This window comes from Reichenbachiella versicolor (assembly GCF_003171675.1).
Lineage (GTDB): Bacteria > Bacteroidota > Bacteroidia > Cytophagales > Cyclobacteriaceae > Reichenbachiella > Reichenbachiella versicolor.
In genome coordinates, this window is sequence record NZ_QFZQ01000006.1 from 104,338 (window position 1) to 124,018 (window position 19,681).

The window sequence follows — 19,681 nt, forward strand, 5'->3', positions numbered from 1 at the left end:
TTGTTGTTAGCTCTTTCATATCTATTTCAAGTTTATTACCAATGATTCTAATCTGTCAAATGCAGAACCCCAACCATTATAGAATCCCATTTTCTCCTGTTGTTTGCAATAATCTTCCGTTTCGTGAATAACGCTAAAAGTGAATTTGGTTTGATTATCAAGTTTTTCAAAAGATGCGTGCAATTCTACATTTTCCGTCATTGGTCTAAAATCTGCACTAGTTACAATTTTTTCCATCTCTACAATCTCTTTGTAAGTGCCCTCCGATATAAATTCTGTTCCATCAGGCATTGGCATTGTATACTTCCATTTCCCACCAACTTTAAAGTTGTGTTCAATAACTTTTAAATCCATTCCAGGAGGTGCCCACCATTTAATAATATGCTCCGAGCTTGTCCACGCTTCCCATACCAGTTCGATTGGTGCGTCAAAAATTTTTTCTAGTGAAAGTGTTCTGTTTTTTAAATTACTCATTTCTATCCTTTTTATTTCTAAGCTGATTTACATATTCTTCAAAAGAGTTAATTCTCTTCTCCCATTGTTTATGGTATTTTTCCACCCATAAGAAAGCAGGAATTAAATTTTGATGATTGACATAACAAAAGCGTTCTCTACCTCTTTTTGCGATAGATACGATGCCACATTCATCAAGAATTTTTAAATGTTTTGAAATAGCTGGTCTGCTGATTTCAAATCTTTCAGCTACTTCATTTACTGAAAGCTCTGATTCAGAAAGAATATCTATAATTTCTCTTCTTACAGGGTCAGCTATGGCTTGAAAAACATCTCTTCTCATAAGTCACGTAACTATTCGGTTACGAATTTATATGTAATCATTTAGTTACACAACTGAATTTGTCAAAATTTAATGCGAATGGGTAATTCTGAAATTCTCACTCTATCGCAAATGTTTTGCGATTGAAATCTATGTTTATAGAGAGTTATCTAGCAATTGCATTTCGGTATCTTTATATCAATAGAGTATTGAAAAAGAATTCCGTTAAATATGGAGATCGCTTCTCAGATGCTATTATAGATACATTGCGATAGAGCGGGGAAATACCTCAATAATCTTATGGATAATAATGTTTGTTACAGCACGTCTATTTGACTTACTCATTTTCAAGTTCCTTAAATTTCTGCTTGTCCGTTAGTTTGGGTTCTGAAAGTTCGTAATGCTGATCGTCAAGTAAATCGAAATCAACAATATTCAGATATTCGTCAACGATGACTCTCTCGATTTTCACTCTACCACCACCAGCCCGATGTCGGTCTTGTCCATTCTTTTTCACACCGGAAATCCAAAATTCATCTCCAGTTTCAATATCATAGAAGTTCCCTGCCGTCCCGCCAGATTTCAGCTTCTTGTATGCGTGTCCGTTGAAGTAGACTGTTTGTCCTGACTTAGAGAATTCGACTAATCCAATCCATGCCTCACCTCGATCGTTCTGATCAGTTTTATGTTCGATATACATGATTCGACTTTGCATAATTTAAGTTATTTGTTCAGCCAAAGTTCTCTGAAAAGAGGGGTAACAACCCAACTATCCTCAATATTCTCATTATCCCAACAACTCCAATAGAAAATTGTGAATTGATGTAGATCAAAATCCTTTAGAAGTAGAGGTTTGACTAATGCCCACTTCAGTTTAATCAACTCAATACTTCCCTGATCCTCGAGTGCTTGAATTATCATTTCCATCAATGAAAACTTTGTGTCTTCATTTTTGATTTCTTTGTTATAAGCCTGAATATAATCGTCTATTCTTTCTGGTTCGGCAATTTCATATGTCCAATCTTGCGAAAGACTATCTATCGTATAATTAAAAAGTGTTGCTAGTTCTTCCCAATTGCCACCAAATCTATATTTAGGTTCTATTATTTCCATCTGGAGTTTTGTACTACAACAACCGAGTATATAACACTCAATTTTTCTTTTACATAGATACACAATACTATAAACGACGACAATCAATTACAAGAGGTAATAGGTGACATATACCCCTGATCCAGCCAAGTTATCTAGCAATTGCATTGCGGTGTTCTTTACATGAATATGTGTCTATATTTAACCAATATAAGGTTAGAGACAATGAGTGAGACTCTATTTTTCTATAGGATTAGTGGTGTCGTGTGAGTCAAGGTATAAGACTAGTTTGAACATGGAGATCGCATCACAGATGCTATTTATAGATACAATCGCAATGCAATTGAGATCGAGCTGGAAGTTTTCATCTAACCTTGTCCACAGGAAGCCAGACATGTAATAATGACTATTAATAAGTAATATTTTTTTCATTTGTTGCTTGATCTTGATTCGAATTCACTCAAATAGTTACCAAGAAGTTCAGCTTGTTCTGAGTTTATCCGTCCTATCTGTTCAGCTGCAACTATGTTATCTGTAATATTATCAAATTCATGAATATCTTTGATCCTGCCTCTTTTTAGGACTATTCTTATGATATCCTTTCTTTCAAAATCTAATTCCTCATAAAAAACTTGCTTCCAGAATTGCTCTATGTGTTCACCATCACTTTCGTTCCAATAAGTTAGGTAATCATTTTCCAAAAACTTCAGGCTCTCAACTTTTCGAAACTGGAGTTCTGGATTCAAAGCAAGTCTTTTACATTCAGCTCCGAAATTCAAGATGTGAGATTTTAAATCATTTGGAAATGAGGTTGAAGTGTTGATTACTTCTTCAGCTATCTCAATGGTTCTAGCTAACCGTTTAGCTCGTTCATCATATGTTATTCTTTTCGCCATGCAGTGTAATAGATGCCAACGCCTCAGTATGAATTCTGACGTTTGATATTGTTAATGCTTCGGATGTAAAATAGCCAATCCCGCTCGATCGCAAAGGTTTTGCGATTGAAACCTATGCTTATATAGAATTACCTAGCAATTGCATTGCGGTGTTCTTTACATGAATATGTGTTTATGGCTAACCTATGTAAGGTTATAATTGTACTTTTTATATAGGCTTAGTAGTATCAATAGAGTATTGAAAAAGAATTCAGTTGAATATGGAGATCGCATCACAGATGCTATTCATAGATACAATCGCAATGAAATTGCGATCGATCGGGTAATACAAAGAGCTCGATATATGAGTTAAGCCAGTCTATTTTTTTAAGTTAGTTATCGATTACGTCCAACTAAAATGAGCATACGTCTCAATTGCTAGAAGCACTGAAATTCCCCATTCGTATTATTCTATCAGATAACTCAGTTCGCATATTCATTTTAGTGTCTGTTATCATCTTTTTAAGCTACTAATGCCCAAAATTTTAGCGTCAATGTTAAAAAACAAATGGCAAATAAAATTCCATATATCATCGTTCTAGTTTGGTCTTGAAAACCTCTACCTCGCGTGTTAAGCACTCTTGATTTCTTTAAAAATTTTTTTGGCAAAACATGACTAGATTGAGCTATAGTGTCTTCACTTTCTTCTATTTCAAGATATTGTACCAGCTCCGATTCAGTTAACTTTTTATTAGTCATTAGTTCATTTAAAAATGAGAACGCAGCAGCACTATAGGCTCCCGCTCTATCCTTCATTTTAAGTTGTATAGATATGTAACGATATACAAACACGGTTATCGCTACTACAAAAAAAGATATCAGAATTGTTATTTCAATTTGACTCTGTACTGGAATCTTGAATAAATTAATTAAACCAGCAAAAGCCATATACAAGACCAGACCAGCCCAAGCAGAAGTTTCTTTATGGTTGTGATAATTCGCATAATACTGATTTGTACTTTTATAGAAATCTATTATCTGATCTTTATCCATTTGATTCAATTTTTAATCATTGATGATAACAACCGAGTATATAACACTCAGTTTTTTTTACACTGAAATATAATACTGTAAACGACAACAATCAATTACAAACGGTAATAGATGACATATACCCCTGATCCAGCCATGCTACTCTTATGGTTGAAACTTTTACATATCTCAGCAAAAACTACAACTAGCTGTTTACCAAAGTAAACAATTCATTGGAAGCCGTATCTAATTCAAAAGTTTCCGCAGTCCGTCTATGAGCAGTTAGTATGTTAAATAACGCTTTGAGAGCCTTTTATTGTGCTGGAGCTTGGTTGCAGAGCTTTAGCAAAGAGACAAAGCGTCCTATGTTTTAGCAGATTCCGGTTTTGGGGACTGGGACTTAAATTATGGTATTTTAGAAGTGTATTATGGACTTAAGGGATTGTATTATTATGATTGAGATGTTTATTATCGTAATTCAGATGTACATTATGATATTGTAGATTTACATTATGGCTACTGAGAAGAACATTATGGTAATCAAGTTGTATTTTATGGATATTAAGTTTTAAGTTATGGTAACTAATCTGACTGTTATTGATATATAGAGGTTGATTATTAACCATAAGTTGAACAACTGGCTATTCATAATGTAATGCCTGAGACCGATAATAAATCACTTGAACTTGAATTGCCGTTTGATAACCTTTCAGGTTCGATTCTCTGATGCTTGGATTGAGTCAAATACTTATAAAATCTTGAGTACTCCTAATACTATTTGAGAGTCTTATCTGGTAGTAGGTAAGTCTTGCTGATAAACTCTCTCTTGATTAGGATATATAGAATCCAGAAGATAACTGCACAAAATAGTATGTTTGAATAGCCTAACGAGCTTTAAATAAACGTTTTCTCTACTTTCTTGCTTGACAAAGAAAGTAGCAAAGAAGTCAAGTCTGTAAATCAGAAGGCTAAATTTCAACTCCACTTCACTAAAAATTTTACATAGAGTCTATGAAGCTGAGTTCGATCAATAATTTTTCAAACACTCTGCAAAACCTCAATCTATTACACTTAATCAAGCTTTTGCCTTCAAGCCAGGCAGGCTCTTCCTTTTTTCATTGCCAAAAAAGGAAGCAAAAAGTCTAGAAAATTATAAACTCTCCCGATACGCTGCGCTATCGGGATCAGACAGTATAATTTTCATTCTTTCTTGTGAAACGTCAAATATATGAATCAATAGGTTTTTAAATCGAACTGAGTCTATGACACATTTACACTTTCGGCACCTGTATTTATCGAACTGTCGGACAAACACTTTGTCTTTTGTGTAAGTTTCAATCATACTTTATATAAACTCGTCGTCCCTCCTCAAACAGTAAAATTTTTGGACGCTTCTTTCCGTCAAAATTCTTAACGCATCTGATTTAAGGACCATTTCTTAGTGCGTGCTTTTTTGAGGTATAATTCTATACATCTTACTCTTTCATCATATTTAGATAATTGCGAAGGTCTCAGTAATAGATTTTGATAGCTCTCTCAACCGAATTTCATCTCAAAAACAGTGATTCCTTGATCGTTGGTTGATAATGAGAAATCAAAACCATGATTCATTAGTATTTCCTTTGTCAGGGTCAAACCAATTCCTTGTCCGTTGGCTTTAGAAGTATAAAAAGCTTCAAATATTTTTTGCTGCTGATCAGCTGAAATTGGTTCACCATTGTTTTCTATTTTCAAACTATGTTGGTCTAGACTTACTTTCACATAGCCTTCTTCTTTGATGGCTTCTATGGCGTTTTTGACCACATTACTCAAAACCAATTCGATCTGAGAGGCGTCTATGTCCAACCACATCGGTTGGTCAGGTAAGCTTTCTTCCCAATCTATCGACTTCAAATCATGCTCATACAATACACCAAGTCTATGAGCTATATCTCTAAGGTCAGATTTTTCAAGGTTTGGCATCGGTAGTTTAACTACGTCGGCATAATTCCTCATGAAAGTATTCAAGGCATCATTTCGATCTCTTGATGACTTAATAGCTTCAGCCAATTTATCAGAGATATTCTCTCTGATCTGCTCTTCAAACCGCAGTGTACTATTCAGTACTGAATTAACTGCTCCTATCGTATTATTCACTTCATGTGCCATTACTCGTATTACTTTTTCGTAAGACACTTTCTCTGCTTTGATTAACTCGTTTGTTAATTCATCCATATGAAAGAATACTCTTTCTGCTCCTTTTTCGTAAAAAGAGCGCTTGGTGCATTTATACCTTTTGACTCCATCCAAATGAACTACAGTGCTTTCATTTAATGGTATTCGATTCAATCTCTTTGCCAATACCGAATCTAACTCTTCTAGTAAAGCTCCTTGAGCTTTATTCGCTACGACGCCTAGCATTTGCTCTGCTGAGGGATTGAGACTGGATACTTGGTGATTAAAATCAAGAATCAATATTCCTGACTTTGAATTTTCAATGAGCTTATCCAAAAAGAAATTTTTCTCAGTCAAGTGTAATTTCTCGGACCTGAGTTGTACAAGCATGAGGTTAAATACTTCGATTAGATTATCCAGATCCTTTTGCCCGACACTTTTTACTCGAATACTGAAGTCTTGATCCTTCAAGGCTTCTACTCCAGCCATCAGCAATCTATGCGGCTTCAAAAAAGACCTATATAATGCTAAAGAGATGCAAAAGGATGATACTAGTAAGACTTCTGAGACTACAAAAAATACCTTGTCGTACTGATACAAAGTCACTACTAGTGCTACTTGTACCAGATGAATCAAAACGATAAACCAGATGAACTTTGCTCTTAAACTCATTTTTGTTCTTGTGTTTTGATTCCATATTTTTCTAACCTTCTGTACAGCGCTCCTCTGCTCAACCCAAGTGCGTCTGCCACTTTGCTCAAGTTGTGCTGGTGTGTTTCAATGGCATTCTTAATCATCATTTCTTCGACTTGATCTATGGTCATATTTTCTGGCAACTGGCCTGTAGCTTGATGACTATCTGATGACAGTATCTGAAAATCTCCGACCTGCAATTCATCATTCATACTCAGTAGAAAGGTTCGTTCCAATTGATTTTTTAGCTCTCTAATATTCCCTTCAAAGAACTGAGAGGAAAGCCACGCAATGGCAGAGTCTGAAATTGTGGTTTTTCTTTTATAAGCTGAATTGAGCTGCTTGATGAAAAATCTAACTAGATGGGGAATATCAGATTTTCGCTGTGACAGCGCAGGCAACTCTAGCGAGACTAGATTGATTCGATAAAACAAATCTTCTCTAAACTGACCATTTTTAATCATCTCAGGTAAATTCTTATTGGTAGCTGCTACTACTCTGACATCAGCATTTTTAGTCCGACTATCACCTAAAACCTGATACGTTTTATCTTGTAGTACCCTGAGCAACTTTACTTGTGACGCTAGATCTAAATCCCCTATTTCGTCTAGGAATATTGTCCCTCCTTCTGCCATTTCGAATCGACCTACTCTGTTGGCATAAGCATCTGTAAATGCTCCTTTCTTATGTCCAAACATTTCACTTTCGAATAAAGAGGTAGAAATCCCTCCTAAGTTCACCTTGACAAAAGGCTTGTCTTTTCTTAAGCTATTTCGGTGAATGGCTTCTGCGGCTAGTTCTTTTCCTGTTCCACTGGGTCCTAGTACTAATACTGGCGCGTCTGTTTGGCTTACTCTAGAGATCATATTAAGTGTCTGCACTATCTGCGGCGACTCTCCGATAATCATACTAAAGTCAAATTGCTCATCTAGCTGGACGCGAGCGGAAGGAAGTTTGGTCTTTTTTGATAACTCTAAAGCTGTCCGAATAGAGTTCATCAGATGACCATCGTCCCATGGTTTATTGATGAAGTCTGCCGCTCCCAGTTTCATCCCTTCTACGGCTAATGGGATCGAGCCCCATCCAGTAACGAGAATCACAGGTATATGAGCAAAATTGGATTTTAGTTTACCTAGAAATGCCAACCCTTCTTCACCTGAGGTACGATCCGTATAGTTCAAATCCAACAAGATCAACTCTGGCTGATCTTGTTGGATAATTTCCATGCCTTCATTTGGATGATGAGCTGTTCGAGTTTCAAACCCTTCTATATCTAGGAGTAATCTAAATGCACTCTGAACTGCTCTATCGTCGTCTATTATTAGAATCATGCTATTAAATTATCATATTCCATGTTTTCTCACCTGCATTTAGAATTACTTATTATTTCCTAATAGTACTACTCTTGTCGTAAAGCTATTGCTGGGTCTACCAATGCAGCTTGTCTACTTGGTAAATAAGCGCAAACTACTATCAATACTGACACTGTTGCAAAGGCTAATGCCATCGCTACATAATAAACCTGTCCATCCAGATCAAATGCGTTGAGCAGTGGGAATTGAATTGCGATCAATAGCCCCGGAATCATTCCTAGAAGACCGACCATAAGCATCTCGGTAATGAACTGTTTGTAAATCTCTAAGGTATTGGCTCCTATTGCTCTTCGCAATCCTATTTCTGCACTACGTGTAGATATGTTATACCACAATACTCCAAACAAACCTATGAAGATATTGATGACCAAAAACACAACTATGACTAGTAATACAGCGGTCGGTATGAGTCTCGTACCCATGTTTGATTCGCGCATCTCTGGCAAGCTTTTGACTATGACATTGGTTCCGGGAAATTCTTGGGTGATGGAAGTGACCAGTTGCTGTTCGAATTCCTTCCCTATTCCTTTCTTCAACTTGATGAAGATTGGATCTCCAGCGGTCCCTTGCATATTGTTGTCCCAGACAGATGGACGTTGTCTCACATCATAGGGCAAATCCAACGGTTCTCGGTACAATGTTCTGATAAATAATTGAGGCTCAGTAAACGTCAATTCTCCACCGTATTTGAAGTTATCTATTACTCCTACTATGATAACATTGTCTCGTTCTGTTAGCTCTAGTTCTTTTCCTATAGGATTTTCTCCTTTGAAAAAGTCTTTTTGAAATGCCTGATTGATGACTGCGGGTCGCAGTTTCGAGGCATTATCTTCACTACCATACCATCGACCTTCTACTACATTCAAACTCATGATATCTCTAAAATCATCTTCAGCATCAAATGTGATGACTGGCTTTTTCACATCTTTATATCGAGGTATTTGTCTCCAGTAGCGAAACATAAATGGAGTATTGCCTTCCATCATAGTGGCTTTTTCTATCTCCTTGTATTCTGGAAGTGTTTTAAGAATCTTTTGGTCTATTTGCTTGTCTTCTGGCGAAGACGCATCTATCATCCAGACATCGTCATACGTAAAGCCAATAGGTTCTTTAAAATTCATATAGAACATGGTACATATGGAGTACAGGCCAAATACTAATAGGAATGTCCCTAATAGCTCTAGAATCAGAATGGCATTGCGACTCTTATTATTCCAGATCAGTTTAAATATCTGTTTCATTTGGTGCTGTTTTTTAAAGTTTTAACAATTGGGGTTTTGGCTAGTTTCAAACTAGGAGTGACTCCTGACAGGATAGCCAATATCAAAGCAGAACCGATTCCTACTATAAAAGACCTACTACCCGGTGCTATTTGAGAGTTGAAGAATATTCCAGAATCATTAATCAAATAGATAATAATGAAAGTAGCTGCTCCTGCGATCAATGCCCCTAGAAGGGTAATCATTATGTTTTCAATCATGAATTGTATAGCCAGATGCTTGGTCGTCGCTCCAAATGATTTTCGAGCTCCAATTTCAGGGAAGCGCTCCATGATCCTGGTAGAGTTCAAACTGATGAGATTGAGTCCTGGGAGAAAGAGATACATTAGTATTACAGTACCGAATAACAAATAAGGTACGTCTTCTATTTCCATGAACTGACCTAATGAATCTGCGTAGATATCGTGCTTTTCCCAAACATCCATCGTTGCTGGCTTTGGCTTTGCATAGGCACTGTCAAAGTGAGTTCCTGAGAAATCTAGTTTTGCCAACTTATCTGCAAATTCTTCTTGAATTTTTGAAATGTCTGATTGCTGGTGAGCCAAAAAGGCAATTTGAAGGTGACCGAAATAACCCCATTCTTGATGCTTAGTATGGGTAAATGGCAACCAAATATTGGAATAAGCAGAAAATCGAATGGCGTCCACATTTTCTACCACTCCCATGACTCTAAAGGGTACTCCTTTTAGTTGAACTGTTTTTCCTACACACGGTTCTCCGTTGAAATATATCTCTCTGGACTTTCTATCTAGAATGACGATTTTGTCATCCTTTTCGATTTCATCTAGCGTATACCCTCTTCCTTCTAAAAACTCTAAATCAACTAACTGCCAATAGTTTCCATCTGTAAAGCGCATTGTCAATGGTTCCCTTTTACCATTTCTGTATGCATACACTAGGTCATTGGTTAAATTAGCTCCTGAGTATGCTGCTACCAGCTCTGGGGTTTTCATCTTGTAGGCATAGTCTCGGACAAATCTGTAAGAGAATGGGTTATTGGATTGATCTTCTGTTTTACGCTTTGTCATTCGCAATGTGTGAGCGAATATGGCTCTATCAAACTTGGATTCGGTGCCTTTAGAGGCAAAGATATGATCCACAAAAACCGTAGTGGCAAACAAAAGTGTTAGCGTCAAACTGATTCCAAACAAAGTAACAAACGCGTATAACTTGCGACGCATGAGCACTTTCCATGCTATTTTTATATAATTCTTAAACATGATCAATTCACTAAGCTTCCGTCAAACAATCTGATAATTCTGTTGGTCTTCTGAGCCAAAGCTTCATCGTGTGTCACCATCACGATAGTGGTTCCTTCCTTGTTCAGTTCCATTAATAGGTCCATAATTTCATGTCCCATTCGACTGTCCAAATTCCCAGTTGGCTCATCTGCCAAAATGATCTCTGGACTTCCTATAATCGCTCTAGCAATAGCGACTCGCTGTTTTTGACCTCCAGATAACTGTGACGGATAGTGGTGAACTCTTGCGCTTAAGCCTACTTTTTCAAGCACTGACATGATTCGTTCCTTTCTTTCTTTGCTTGAAATTCCTTTTCGGTAGAGCAGTGGCATTTCCACATTGTCATAGACGGTCAGGTCATTGACTAAGTGAAAACTCTGAAAGATGAAACCAAGGTTTTGGTTTCTGAACTCGGCGAGTTTTGTTTCTTTTCTATTTGTAACTTTTTCACCTTGAATTCTCACTGAGCCTGTGCTAGGCATGTCTAACAACCCCATGACATTGAGCAAAGTACTCTTGCCGCAGCCTGATGGTCCCATGATCGATGCGAATTCCCCTTTTTCTATTTTGAGGTTGATTTGGTTTAATGCAAGTGTCTCAATCTCCTTGGTTTGATACACTTTTTCAACATTGCTTAATTCAATCATAATTTCCTAAATGGTAAGTTTCCTGTTATTTTCAAAATCGTATAATGTCAGTTTTCTGATCAAGTAATAGGATTCCCAGTAGCTTCTCAACGCTCTAATGTAGTCCTGTTTGCCTTGATCTTTTTCGTCTCGAGCGATATTCAAATCTGTGATATCAATATCTCCGAGCATAAATCGCTTGGTAGCTATGTCAAATCTATTCTGTGAAATCTTATCTGCCGAACGGGTGTATTCTACCAGTTCCTGAAGCATTTCAAATTGTTCTATGACTGCTACCACTTGTTGTTTTAAATTCTCCTCTTCCTGTACTATTGAGAACTGTGTCAGCTTCAATTGTGCATCTGCTGATTTTCTTTTGGCTTTTTGCCTTCCCCAGTCGATTATCGGCATACTGAATCCCAAACTTACTGTCTGAAGGTCCTGCACGTTAGAGTATGCATCTCCTATATTGTCTCCTACATTGGTGACTCCATATTTCACAGACAGATTTGCATTGAGTCCTGACTCTTTTTTTGACTTGCTAGAGTTTTGTTGTGCTTCTAGTAGTCTTCTATTTAATTCTACTGCTATTTGGCTATTGGTCATTGCCATGCTTCGTGCATCTTCGACATTGACCTCGAATATGTTGTATTCCTCTGGTAGTGAAAGTACAAATCCATTAGACTCTCCTAGTCCAGCATATGACCTCAGGCGTACGGACGTTGATTTAATTTCCAATCTAGCATTGGCTACTGCTTTTCGTGAATAAATCACCGCCAGTTTCAACCTCAATAAATCGTCCTTGGAAATCTGTCCTAACACATGCTTCTTTTCACCTATCATCAGAATGGTATCAGCTATTGACAAGTTTGAATTGGCCATTTCCAAATTGACTTGGGCTAGCATCCAGTCAAAAAAGAATCTTGCGGTATTCAAACTGATTTCCTCTCGCTCTTCTACAAATTCTTTCATCCCTTCATTGTAGCGAACTGGTTCCAGCTTCTTTGCCCACTTCAATTCATTGAATGAGGAGAGCGGCTGGTCATACCCTATGATGAGCGGAGAAGATCCATAATTACTTGTTCTCAGATCGAAATTGTCCGCGCGGTTCAAAACAGAGCTAAGAGACAACCTTCCTCCAGTAGCAGCGATCCCCTGATCTACTGAAAGTGTGATATCATTCTGACTTTGGTGTACATTTCTAAACTGAATACTTCCGTCTTCTTGAAACACTGGTACGCTTTCCTTTCTGTACATGGGTAAGTTCCCCGAAAGCTTCACTTGTGGCTTGAGATAGGATTGAAATTCCCTGTATCTCCACTGACTAGTTTCTAGCGCTGTCTTGTTTTTCTTATATGATATTGATTTGGAAAGAGCCCTGTCAATTGCTTGCTCGAGTGTGAGCGTTTCTTGAGCAAAGACTCGACTTTGAACCAAAATCAATAGGAATATTATTGCTGTAGTTCTCATTTGATGTTGACGTATTCTAGGTGTTCGTATTTGGACATATCAGAAATGATTACTTGCTGTCCTTCTTTGACTCCTGTCAAGAGCTCGACTTCTGCTAGACTACTTTCTCCAAACCCAATCTCAACTTTCTCAGCTCGATCTCCATTGATGACAAAGGCTTCGTTTTTAGTTCCTCCTTTGTAAAATGACCCGTTTTCGACTTTAAGCACATTTTGTTGAAAAGCTGTGACTACGAAAGCATCTGTTTTCAGATTGGGCCTGAGCCACTCTGCGGATTTATCTTCTAGTTGAATTTCAAATCTTACCTGTCTATTTTCTACTCTAGGATGAATTACTCCTATTTTACCAGTCAATGAATCTTCATTAGACACAATGATTACTTCTCCTCCTACGAATAACTCACTGACGTTCATCTCAGCGATTTGTCCTTCTGCTTTGAAATATTCCAAATCTGATATCTTCACCAGATCAGCCCCGATATTGACTGTGGTTCCTACTTGGTCATTTACCCAAGTAAGTACACCTGGTTTCTTGGCTATGATTTGAGCTTGGTCTAGTATTTCCTGATTGACTTGAATGTTCTTGGCTTGCATAGCGATTTCCAGCTCATTATCTCTTATCTGGACTTGCATACTTCTTTTGCTATTATCTATCAATACTGACAGATGCTCAAGCTCTAATTTGGCTACTTCATAGTCCAACTCTGTTCTTTCAATTTCGTCCTGAGTACTTCCCCCTATTTCCAATAGCTCTCTCTTTTCCTGAACTAATTTCCCTAGACTTTCTACTCTTAGTTTTTTGATCTTGAATTGCATCTGAAGCTCTGCTAGCTTCTTTTCAAAATCTAATTTGAGTTGGAGCAACCTGTTCCTTCTAATTTGTAATTCATCCTTTTGTCTTTCCAGTTCAATTTCTTTTTGAGAGGTATTGAGAATAAGGATGGTGTCTCCTGTGCTTACCTGTTGTCCTGTATTGAAATTGACTTTAGTTATTTTGGCCTGAAGAGGACTTGCAATTACTTCTTCTCGTTCTGGTATGACTGTAGCCACAGCTGTAAGTGATGCTCTAAGGTCTCCTCTTTCTACTCTAGCTATCAGTAAATCTTCTTTTGATAAAGTAGGTCTTAGTACACTATTAAACCCGAGCACTAGACAAAGAACTACCGCGACTACTCCGCTGATAGTTATGACCTTTTTGCGTCGTTGTTTAACCTTGGTTTCGTTTGAGATTTGTCTATCCATTTTATTGAATTATTTCAATTCTGGATAGCCAATGGGCGTGCCAAAAATAACAACTACCTGTAAAAGTGGTAGTTACAAAAATTATTCACTTTTCAAGTGTCCATATATGGACAGTATATTTCGGAAGTGGACATTTAGAGTCCTTTACTTTGACAAATCCGATTTGACTTGAGGTGTAACTAAAATGCAGTCTTCAGACAGGATTGATTTGTTAGACTTTCAATACAAGTTTATTTAAGGGTTCCTTGAAAATACTTTTAACTATTTCAATTGTGGTGTCTATGTTCTTTTTGCTTGATCAAAAAGAACGAAAAAATCAAGTCCGTAAATCAGATGGGTTGAGAACCAATCTTTCTTAGTGCAAAATTCTTTCAATTGTTCTTAAGCAGCTTCTATTTATTTTTTGAAATGGCTTAATCAGTACTAGACTATATTCAACTTCTTGTGCTGACCAGATATAATCCCTGTGCTGTCACCTCCTAGCCAATTGTCAATAATCGTGGCGTATACTGACCTAAAGTCGATTTGATATTTCAAATCACCTTTGTCTAAGTCTGTAAGGTCAGGGGCTCCATTATAGAATCCGGGATTCTTTAATGCTCCTCCCATCATGTAGACATTACTTGCAGTACCATGATCAGTTCCTTTGCTACCGTTTTGAGCTACTCTCCTCCCAAATTCTGAAAAGTTCATGATCAGCGTATTGTCCCAACTACCAGATTGTTTCAGATCTTTGACGAATACCTCAAGACTTTTAGAATAGTCTAAATGCAATTTCTTCTGACGCTGAACTTGGTTGAAATGTGTATCGAATCCTCCTATCGATAGGTAAAACACTTCTGTCTCTGCTCCTCCATTGATCAACTGTGCGGTAAGCTTAAAGTTTTTACCCGTTTGAGAGTTAGGATAAGTAAGCTGTGTCTGTCCTTTCCAATTCTTTTGATTGACATATTGAGCAGCATCTACTGTCTCGACCATTGTTTTACGCAGATATCCGAGATTCGAGTGTTCATCTTCGTGTTTAGCAGTTTGCTTTATCTGAGCATCCCTAGTCGTCTGAAACATCTGATTTGGGTTGGTCGTGGCCAATGCATTAAAACTTTGACCTTTCATGGCTAGACTCAATGAGGAATCTACTTCAATAGCCTCATATGGTTTACTTCCCTGTTTAGAGTCCATATACTTGCCTAACCAGCCGTAGGAAAGGTATTCATTGGAGCCGCTAGCTGTATGCCATATATCCATAGATCTAAAATGTGATCGGTTTGGATTTGGGTAACCTACACTATTGACGATAGCTAAGTCTCCGTCGTCATAGAGAGACTTAAGCGCAGTCAAGTACGGATTAAAACCCAATTCGTCTGTTGCTTTTAAGACATCAGCAGGCTGAATAGCGATTTCGGGTCTTGATTGATAGTATATATCATTAGTATATGGTACAATGGTATTCAGACCATCATTCCCTCCACTGAATTGAATGATTACCAGTTTACGACCTGTTTTGTTAACTGGAGCGAAGCCTTGTACAAACTGGGGTACCATCAATGTACCTGCGCTAATGAAGGCTGATTGTTTGAGAAATTTTCTTCTATTTGTCTTCATGGCTTAGCAAAGTTGAAATTCTGGTGTTTTAGAAATCGCTATTATTGAGTCTATCAATTGACTTTCTGACTTTGATTCGAACTTTGTCTCATCAACTGGCACTTGTAGAAGGTATTCTTCCATTTGCACCTTGGTATCTTTAAAGCTTTTGAAATCTTTTTTCATTTGACGTTCATCTACTTCACTTCCCAACTTCTTAAGCTTACCATATATTTTTAATTGGTCATTATCATCTCCGCTCTCCTTTACTTCTAAATCAAGCTCTGAAGACAGTAGAATAATCTCTGTAAGTCTCGCTCTAAGTAACAAGGTACTACTATCTATCCAAGCTTGCCCCCCTGGCCAACCAGCCACATTCGGTGGATAAAATAAGGTTTGTCCAAGTTGCCGCTGAATAAATACTTGGCCATCCCAATTGTCATATGAGATACTGAGTGACCTTCTCAACCCTACCATCAAATCTATTGGGGACTTAATCTTGGACCCGATATTCTTTTCAGCGTAAAACCAATCAGAGGTAAAAACTAGTCTAAGGACTGGCTCTATTTCATAATTGCCATCATAGAAGGTGTTTACCATCAGATCTAGCTTTTCAGCATCAACTTCTTGATCATTGACTAGGTATTTATAGAGTTTGCTGCATATGTATCGGGCAGTCTGCTTGTTCTCAAGTAACATGTCCAGTACATCCTCTCCTTCGAACTCACCAGTCTTGCCAAAAATCGTTTTGGTATCGCTGTCATGAACTCTTTTTCTCAAAACGAAATCTCCTTGGCTATTAAATGCCCAACCGGTGAAAGCTCTTGCAGCTTCTTTAATATCGTCTTCGGTATATCCATTGTCACGACCAAGGGTAAATAGCTCCATGACTTCACGGGCAAAGTTCTCGTTTGGGCTACCTTTTTTGTTTTGTTGGTTATTCAGGTATTGGAGCATCGCAGGCTCTTTCGAAATACCAAAAAGAAGATCTCGGAAGTTGCCAATGCTATTTTTTCTAATAGTATCTAAATAGCCCTGCATGAAAAATGACCTGTTGGAGCTACATGCGAAATGATCATGCCAAAACAAACTCATACGCTCTCTTAGCATTGCATCTGAATTAGCCATCTGTTCAAGCCAATCATTATTGAGTTGTTTGATGGCTGTTCTTGACTCTTGTTGTAGCCTTCTCTTTTCATCAGCAGGCATATCCTTCATTTTCATGTAATCAAGAGTATCCATTTCGACTACATTTATGGCTGTATACTGCTGGCTTTGAGCCAGTGCCTTTTCATACAAATCTTCTGGCTTCATTTCGATTCCATCTTCGACCTCAGGATAGGAAGTAAAGAACCCTGCTCTCCAGTAGAAGTGCTGTACTTGTCTTTGATTAAGCTTCATAATTCATCTGTCATTCTGTAAGATTCACTCCTTTATATAATTCGCATAGGAAGGCTCTTGATTAAGTAATATAATCATTATCGAAAAAATGGGATGGTAGGTCTGTATCAGGGTAAAATCACCCCTGTTCTTTGAATAAAAACCTACCCTGTTTAGGGAAGTACTTTCTTAATTTACTTGAATGAAATATTTAATACTATTACTATTCTTACTCTGCTTTGCTGGGTGCAAATACACTCATCACAACACTGAGTTTTGGGGTAAACATGACAACAAAGACGTTTATCTGTATACACTGACTAATGACAATGGGGTGTCTTTTCAAATAACTAATTACGGAGGACGAATGGTTTCCTTAATGGTTCCTGACAGAGAAGGCAAACTTGGAGATGTGCTGTTAGGGTTCGATAACTTGGAGCAATACACTGAACCTAACCCTGCATTTGGTATGATAGTAGGTCGATATGCGAATAGAATCCGCAATGCTCAGTTTAGTATCGATAGTACAACTTACAATTTGACAAAAAACGCTGGAGAGCATAGCATACATGGTGGTGGGGAGTTTGGAAATGTAGTATGGGATGGAGAACTCGTCACCACGGGTGAAGAACCAGCGCTAAAACTTCATTATATATCCCCAAATGGGAGCCACGGTTTCCCTGGAACATTAGATTGTTATGTGACTTATACTTTGACTGCTGATAATTCTGTCAAAATAAAATTCGAAGCTACTACTGATAAAGCTACTCATGTCAATATGTCGTCTCATGCTTATTTCAATCTTTCGGCATTGAAGTCAACTATTGTCAATCACTTGGTGAGAATGAATGCCGATAGATATACTGTAATAGATGAAGATATTGTGCCTACGGGTGAAATTGATTCTGTAATTGGTAAGGATTGGGATTTAACAAAGGAGATCGAGCTGTCTGAAAATATTAACAAACTCAATCACGGCGGATATCATTACAACTATGTCTTCAATAAACCTATTGGCTTGCTCGAAGAAGTTCTTAGTATAAGGGAACCTAAGTCTGGAAGAACTCTTACGGTATCCACTACACAACCGGGCGTTCAGTTTTATACTGGCAATGCTATTAGTGATACTTTCGTAGGAAAATACAATATCCGCTATGGAAAGCATATGGGACTTTGCTTAGAAACTCAGCACTTCCCTGACTCTCCTAATCACGGTAATTTCCCTTCTTCTCTTTTACTACCTGATGAAAAATATGAGGAAGTCGTTATTTACAAATTTGGAGTAGAATAACTGAAGGTTGTTACAACCGTACTTCTATAGAAATAACTCTTAATTATGACGGATCAAAAAGTAGCTTTAGTCACTGGTGCCAATAGAGGTATCGGTTTAGAAGTGGTTAAACAATTATCTTCTCTAAACATCAGAGTGATTCTTGGGTGTAGAATCGAACAAAGTGGACGTGAAGCGATTCAAGGTTTTGAATATCAAAAAAATATCACTGTCAAGGCTCTCAATGTTAATATACCACAGCAGATCAAAGAAGTAATTGGTTTTATTGAAACGGAATTTGGTAGACTTGATATTGTCGTTAACAATGCTGGTATCAACTACGATACTCATAATTCGTCGCTGAATATTGCTATTGAAGAAATTCAACAAACCATGGAAACCAATCTATATGGCCCTTGGAGAATTGCTCAGGCTGCTATTCCTCTGATGAAGAAAAATGGGTACGGCAGAATAGTCAATATCAGTAGTGAGTCGGGTGCTCTGTCAGGTATGGGAGCAGGTACTCCTGCTTATTCTGTTTCGAAAACAGCCATGAATGTAATGACGATTAAGCTAGCTCATGAAGTATCTGAGTTTGGCATACTAGTTAATTCTGTCTGTCCAGGGTGGGTCAGAACTGATATGGGAGGAAGCATGGCTCCTAGGTCGGTGACTGAAGGAGCGAGTGGTATTGTTTGGGCAGCTACTTTACCTGACAATGGCCCCAACGGTGGCTTTTTCAGAGACGGAAAGTCAATAGATTGGTAAATTCTAAGTTTCATACTTTTGCATCTCAATTAGATATTACCGACTCTATGATCACTATTATTAGCGGAACCAACCGAAACGATGCCAAGTCTCCACAAATCGCCAAAGTCTATCAATCGCTGTTATCAGACAAAGGTGTAGACTCAAAAATCATTGACCTTAAGGATTTACCCATCGACTTTATTGGTACGGCTCTCTATGAAAACTCTGGTAAAAACGAATCTTTCAATGAGCTCCGTAACTTGATGCACGACTCTAAAAAGTTCGTCTTCATCGTCCCTGAATACAACGGCTCTTTTCCTGGAGTATTGAAGGCTTTCATGGATGGTATGATCTTCCCTACTACATTCAAAAATAAAAAAGCGGCCTTAGTGGGTCTATCTTCAGGAATTCAGGGAGGAGGTCTAGCTCTAAGCCACTTAACGGATATTTTGAACTACTGCGGGACTCATGTATTGGCTCAAAAACCTAAACTCTATCATATCGAGAAGAACTTTGATGGAGAAAAACTATCAGAACTATACGAGTCGCTATTGGTTGAACAGATAGATTTCTTTGTAAATTTTTAACCACAGAGATATGATTAAATGGTCATCAAAAGCATCTTTTTAGGCTCCTCCGCGGCGGAGGAAGGTTTTTACGCATGACAAAAGTTCGCTCCGCTCCGGAGGAAGGTTTTTACGGGTGACAAAAGTGTGCTCCGCTGCGGAGGAAGCTTTTTACGCTAAACAATTGGTCGCTCCTCAGCGGAGCTAAATATCTTGATGGAGGCGTCTTGAAAGAGGTTGAGAGGTTTTACTTTAATACTGATATAGTCTAAAGTATTCATT

19 protein-coding genes are annotated in these 19,681 nt (G+C 37.8%); 3 read left to right on the forward strand and 16 right to left on the reverse strand.

The genetic code is table 11. The features are described from left to right. Positions 1 to 21 precede the first annotated feature (21 nt). The 16 genes from DKG80_RS13120 to DKG80_RS13195 all read right to left on the reverse strand — a co-directional run bounded on the left by DKG80_RS13120 (position 22) and on the right by DKG80_RS13195 (position 16,834). Complete coding sequence (locus DKG80_RS13120) at positions 22 to 474, reverse strand: SRPBCC domain-containing protein (protein WP_109831816.1); 453 nt, start codon at positions 472 to 474, stop codon at positions 22 to 24. Next, positions 467 to 796: an ArsR/SmtB family transcription factor gene (locus DKG80_RS13125; protein WP_109831817.1), complete on the reverse strand. Its 330-nt coding sequence runs from the start codon at positions 794 to 796 to the stop codon at positions 467 to 469. The genes DKG80_RS13120 and DKG80_RS13125 overlap by 8 nt, the downstream gene beginning before the upstream one ends. A gap of 316 nt (positions 797 to 1,112) precedes the next feature. Continuing rightward, entirely contained in the window at positions 1,113 to 1,490 is a 378-nt protein-coding gene (locus DKG80_RS13130) for a hypothetical protein (protein ID WP_109831818.1), read from the reverse strand. Positions 1,491 to 1,498: 8 nt separating this feature from the next. Further along, positions 1,499 to 1,888, reverse strand: a complete 390-nt coding sequence (locus DKG80_RS13135) for a hypothetical protein (RefSeq protein WP_109831819.1) — start codon at positions 1,886 to 1,888, stop codon at positions 1,499 to 1,501. A 216-nt stretch (positions 1,889 to 2,104) separates the two neighbouring features. Next, positions 2,105 to 2,299 (reverse strand): hypothetical protein, encoded by a 195-nt coding sequence (locus tag DKG80_RS13140; RefSeq protein ID WP_109831820.1) that lies wholly within the window; start codon positions 2,297 to 2,299, stop codon positions 2,105 to 2,107. Continuing rightward, on the reverse strand, positions 2,296 to 2,763 hold the full coding sequence (locus tag DKG80_RS13145; RefSeq protein ID WP_109831821.1) for a hypothetical protein: 468 nt from the start codon (positions 2,761 to 2,763) through the stop codon (positions 2,296 to 2,298). The genes DKG80_RS13140 and DKG80_RS13145 overlap by 4 nt, the downstream gene beginning before the upstream one ends. Positions 2,764 to 3,264: 501 nt before the next feature. Then, entirely contained in the window at positions 3,265 to 3,795 is a 531-nt protein-coding gene (locus DKG80_RS13150) for a hypothetical protein (RefSeq protein WP_109831822.1), read from the reverse strand. Positions 3,796 to 5,310: 1,515 nt separating this feature from the next. Beyond that, positions 5,311 to 6,600 carry a sensor histidine kinase gene (locus DKG80_RS13155; RefSeq protein ID WP_109831823.1) on the reverse strand — a complete coding sequence of 430 codons (1,290 nt, stop codon included), beginning with the start codon at positions 6,598 to 6,600 and terminating at the stop codon, positions 5,311 to 5,313. Beyond that, positions 6,597 to 7,952: a sigma-54-dependent transcriptional regulator gene (locus DKG80_RS13160; protein WP_109831824.1), complete on the reverse strand. Its 1,356-nt coding sequence runs from the start codon at positions 7,950 to 7,952 to the stop codon at positions 6,597 to 6,599. Before DKG80_RS13160 ends, DKG80_RS13155 begins: the two co-directional genes overlap by 4 nt. A gap of 68 nt (positions 7,953 to 8,020) precedes the next feature. Further along, positions 8,021 to 9,235 carry an ABC transporter permease gene (locus tag DKG80_RS13165; RefSeq protein WP_109831825.1) on the reverse strand — a complete coding sequence of 405 codons (1,215 nt, stop codon included), beginning with the start codon at positions 9,233 to 9,235 and terminating at the stop codon, positions 8,021 to 8,023. Beyond that, complete coding sequence (locus tag DKG80_RS13170) at positions 9,232 to 10,494, reverse strand: ABC transporter permease (RefSeq protein WP_109831826.1); 1,263 nt, start codon at positions 10,492 to 10,494, stop codon at positions 9,232 to 9,234. The genes DKG80_RS13165 and DKG80_RS13170 overlap by 4 nt, the downstream gene beginning before the upstream one ends. A 2-nt stretch (positions 10,495 to 10,496) precedes the next feature. Further along, positions 10,497 to 11,162 (reverse strand): ABC transporter ATP-binding protein, encoded by a 666-nt coding sequence (locus tag DKG80_RS13175; RefSeq protein ID WP_109831827.1) that lies wholly within the window; start codon positions 11,160 to 11,162, stop codon positions 10,497 to 10,499. A gap of 6 nt (positions 11,163 to 11,168) precedes the next feature. Beyond that, a complete protein-coding gene (locus DKG80_RS13180; protein ID WP_109831828.1) occupies positions 11,169 to 12,611 on the reverse strand; it encodes a TolC family protein in 1,443 nt (480 codons plus the stop codon). Continuing rightward, positions 12,608 to 13,852 carry an efflux RND transporter periplasmic adaptor subunit gene (locus DKG80_RS13185; RefSeq protein ID WP_109831829.1) on the reverse strand — a complete coding sequence of 415 codons (1,245 nt, stop codon included), beginning with the start codon at positions 13,850 to 13,852 and terminating at the stop codon, positions 12,608 to 12,610. Before DKG80_RS13185 ends, DKG80_RS13180 begins: the two co-directional genes overlap by 4 nt. A gap of 423 nt (positions 13,853 to 14,275) precedes the next feature. Further along, complete coding sequence (locus DKG80_RS13190) at positions 14,276 to 15,454, reverse strand: DUF1501 domain-containing protein (protein ID WP_109831830.1); 1,179 nt, start codon at positions 15,452 to 15,454, stop codon at positions 14,276 to 14,278. Between the two features lie 3 nt (positions 15,455 to 15,457). Further along, positions 15,458 to 16,834 (reverse strand): DUF1800 domain-containing protein, encoded by a 1,377-nt coding sequence (locus DKG80_RS13195; protein WP_109831831.1) that lies wholly within the window; start codon positions 16,832 to 16,834, stop codon positions 15,458 to 15,460. Positions 16,835 to 17,015: 181 nt separating this feature from the next. Between DKG80_RS13195 and DKG80_RS13200 the strand changes: the two genes are divergently transcribed. The 3 genes from DKG80_RS13200 to DKG80_RS13210 are packed head-to-tail and all read left to right on the forward strand — an operon-like array spanning position 17,016 to position 19,420. Beyond that, the gene (locus DKG80_RS13200) at positions 17,016 to 18,104 is read left to right on the forward strand and encodes an aldose epimerase family protein (protein ID WP_109831832.1); all 1,089 of its coding nucleotides are present in this window, start codon (positions 17,016 to 17,018) and stop codon (positions 18,102 to 18,104) included. Positions 18,105 to 18,149: 45 nt separating this feature from the next. Beyond that, entirely contained in the window at positions 18,150 to 18,851 is a 702-nt protein-coding gene (locus DKG80_RS13205) for an SDR family NAD(P)-dependent oxidoreductase (protein ID WP_109831833.1), read from the forward strand. Further along, positions 18,845 to 19,420, forward strand: a complete 576-nt coding sequence (locus tag DKG80_RS13210) for an NADPH-dependent FMN reductase (protein WP_394342235.1) — start codon at positions 18,845 to 18,847, stop codon at positions 19,418 to 19,420. The genes DKG80_RS13205 and DKG80_RS13210 overlap by 7 nt, the downstream gene beginning before the upstream one ends. Positions 19,421 to 19,681 lie beyond the last annotated feature (261 nt).

What these genes read in the sequence shown, in the direction of transcription:
- DKG80_RS13160 (WP_109831824.1), bottom strand. Translation starts at nt 7,952, where the DNA reads ATGATTCTAATAATAGACGACGATAGAGCAGTTCAGAGTGCATTTAGA.
- DKG80_RS13120 (WP_109831816.1), bottom strand. Translation starts at nt 474, where the DNA reads ATGAGTAATTTAAAAAACAGAACACTTTCACTAGAAAAAATTTTTGAC.
- DKG80_RS13135 (WP_109831819.1), bottom strand. Translation starts at nt 1,888, where the DNA reads ATGGAAATAATAGAACCTAAATATAGATTTGGTGGCAATTGGGAAGAA.
- DKG80_RS13185 (WP_109831829.1), bottom strand. Translation starts at nt 13,852, where the DNA reads ATGGATAGACAAATCTCAAACGAAACCAAGGTTAAACAACGACGCAAA.
- DKG80_RS13195 (WP_109831831.1), bottom strand. Translation starts at nt 16,834, where the DNA reads ATGAAGCTTAATCAAAGACAAGTACAGCACTTCTACTGGAGAGCAGGG.
- DKG80_RS13175 (WP_109831827.1), bottom strand. Translation starts at nt 11,162, where the DNA reads ATGATTGAATTAAGCAATGTTGAAAAAGTGTATCAAACCAAGGAGATT.
- DKG80_RS13125 (WP_109831817.1), bottom strand. Translation starts at nt 796, where the DNA reads ATGAGAAGAGATGTTTTTCAAGCCATAGCTGACCCTGTAAGAAGAGAA.
- DKG80_RS13130 (WP_109831818.1), bottom strand. Translation starts at nt 1,490, where the DNA reads ATGCAAAGTCGAATCATGTATATCGAACATAAAACTGATCAGAACGAT.
- DKG80_RS13155 (WP_109831823.1), bottom strand. Translation starts at nt 6,600, where the DNA reads ATGAGTTTAAGAGCAAAGTTCATCTGGTTTATCGTTTTGATTCATCTG.
- DKG80_RS13190 (WP_109831830.1), bottom strand. Translation starts at nt 15,454, where the DNA reads ATGAAGACAAATAGAAGAAAATTTCTCAAACAATCAGCCTTCATTAGC.
- DKG80_RS13205 (WP_109831833.1), top strand. Translation starts at nt 18,150, where the DNA reads ATGACGGATCAAAAAGTAGCTTTAGTCACTGGTGCCAATAGAGGTATC.
- DKG80_RS13170 (WP_109831826.1), bottom strand. Translation starts at nt 10,494, where the DNA reads ATGTTTAAGAATTATATAAAAATAGCATGGAAAGTGCTCATGCGTCGC.
- DKG80_RS13150 (WP_109831822.1), bottom strand. Translation starts at nt 3,795, where the DNA reads ATGGATAAAGATCAGATAATAGATTTCTATAAAAGTACAAATCAGTAT.
- DKG80_RS13165 (WP_109831825.1), bottom strand. Translation starts at nt 9,235, where the DNA reads ATGAAACAGATATTTAAACTGATCTGGAATAATAAGAGTCGCAATGCC.
- DKG80_RS13145 (WP_109831821.1), bottom strand. Translation starts at nt 2,763, where the DNA reads ATGGCGAAAAGAATAACATATGATGAACGAGCTAAACGGTTAGCTAGA.
- DKG80_RS13200 (WP_109831832.1), top strand. Translation starts at nt 17,016, where the DNA reads ATGAAATATTTAATACTATTACTATTCTTACTCTGCTTTGCTGGGTGC.
- DKG80_RS13180 (WP_109831828.1), bottom strand. Translation starts at nt 12,611, where the DNA reads ATGAGAACTACAGCAATAATATTCCTATTGATTTTGGTTCAAAGTCGA.
- DKG80_RS13140 (WP_109831820.1), bottom strand. Translation starts at nt 2,299, where the DNA reads ATGAAAAAAATATTACTTATTAATAGTCATTATTACATGTCTGGCTTC.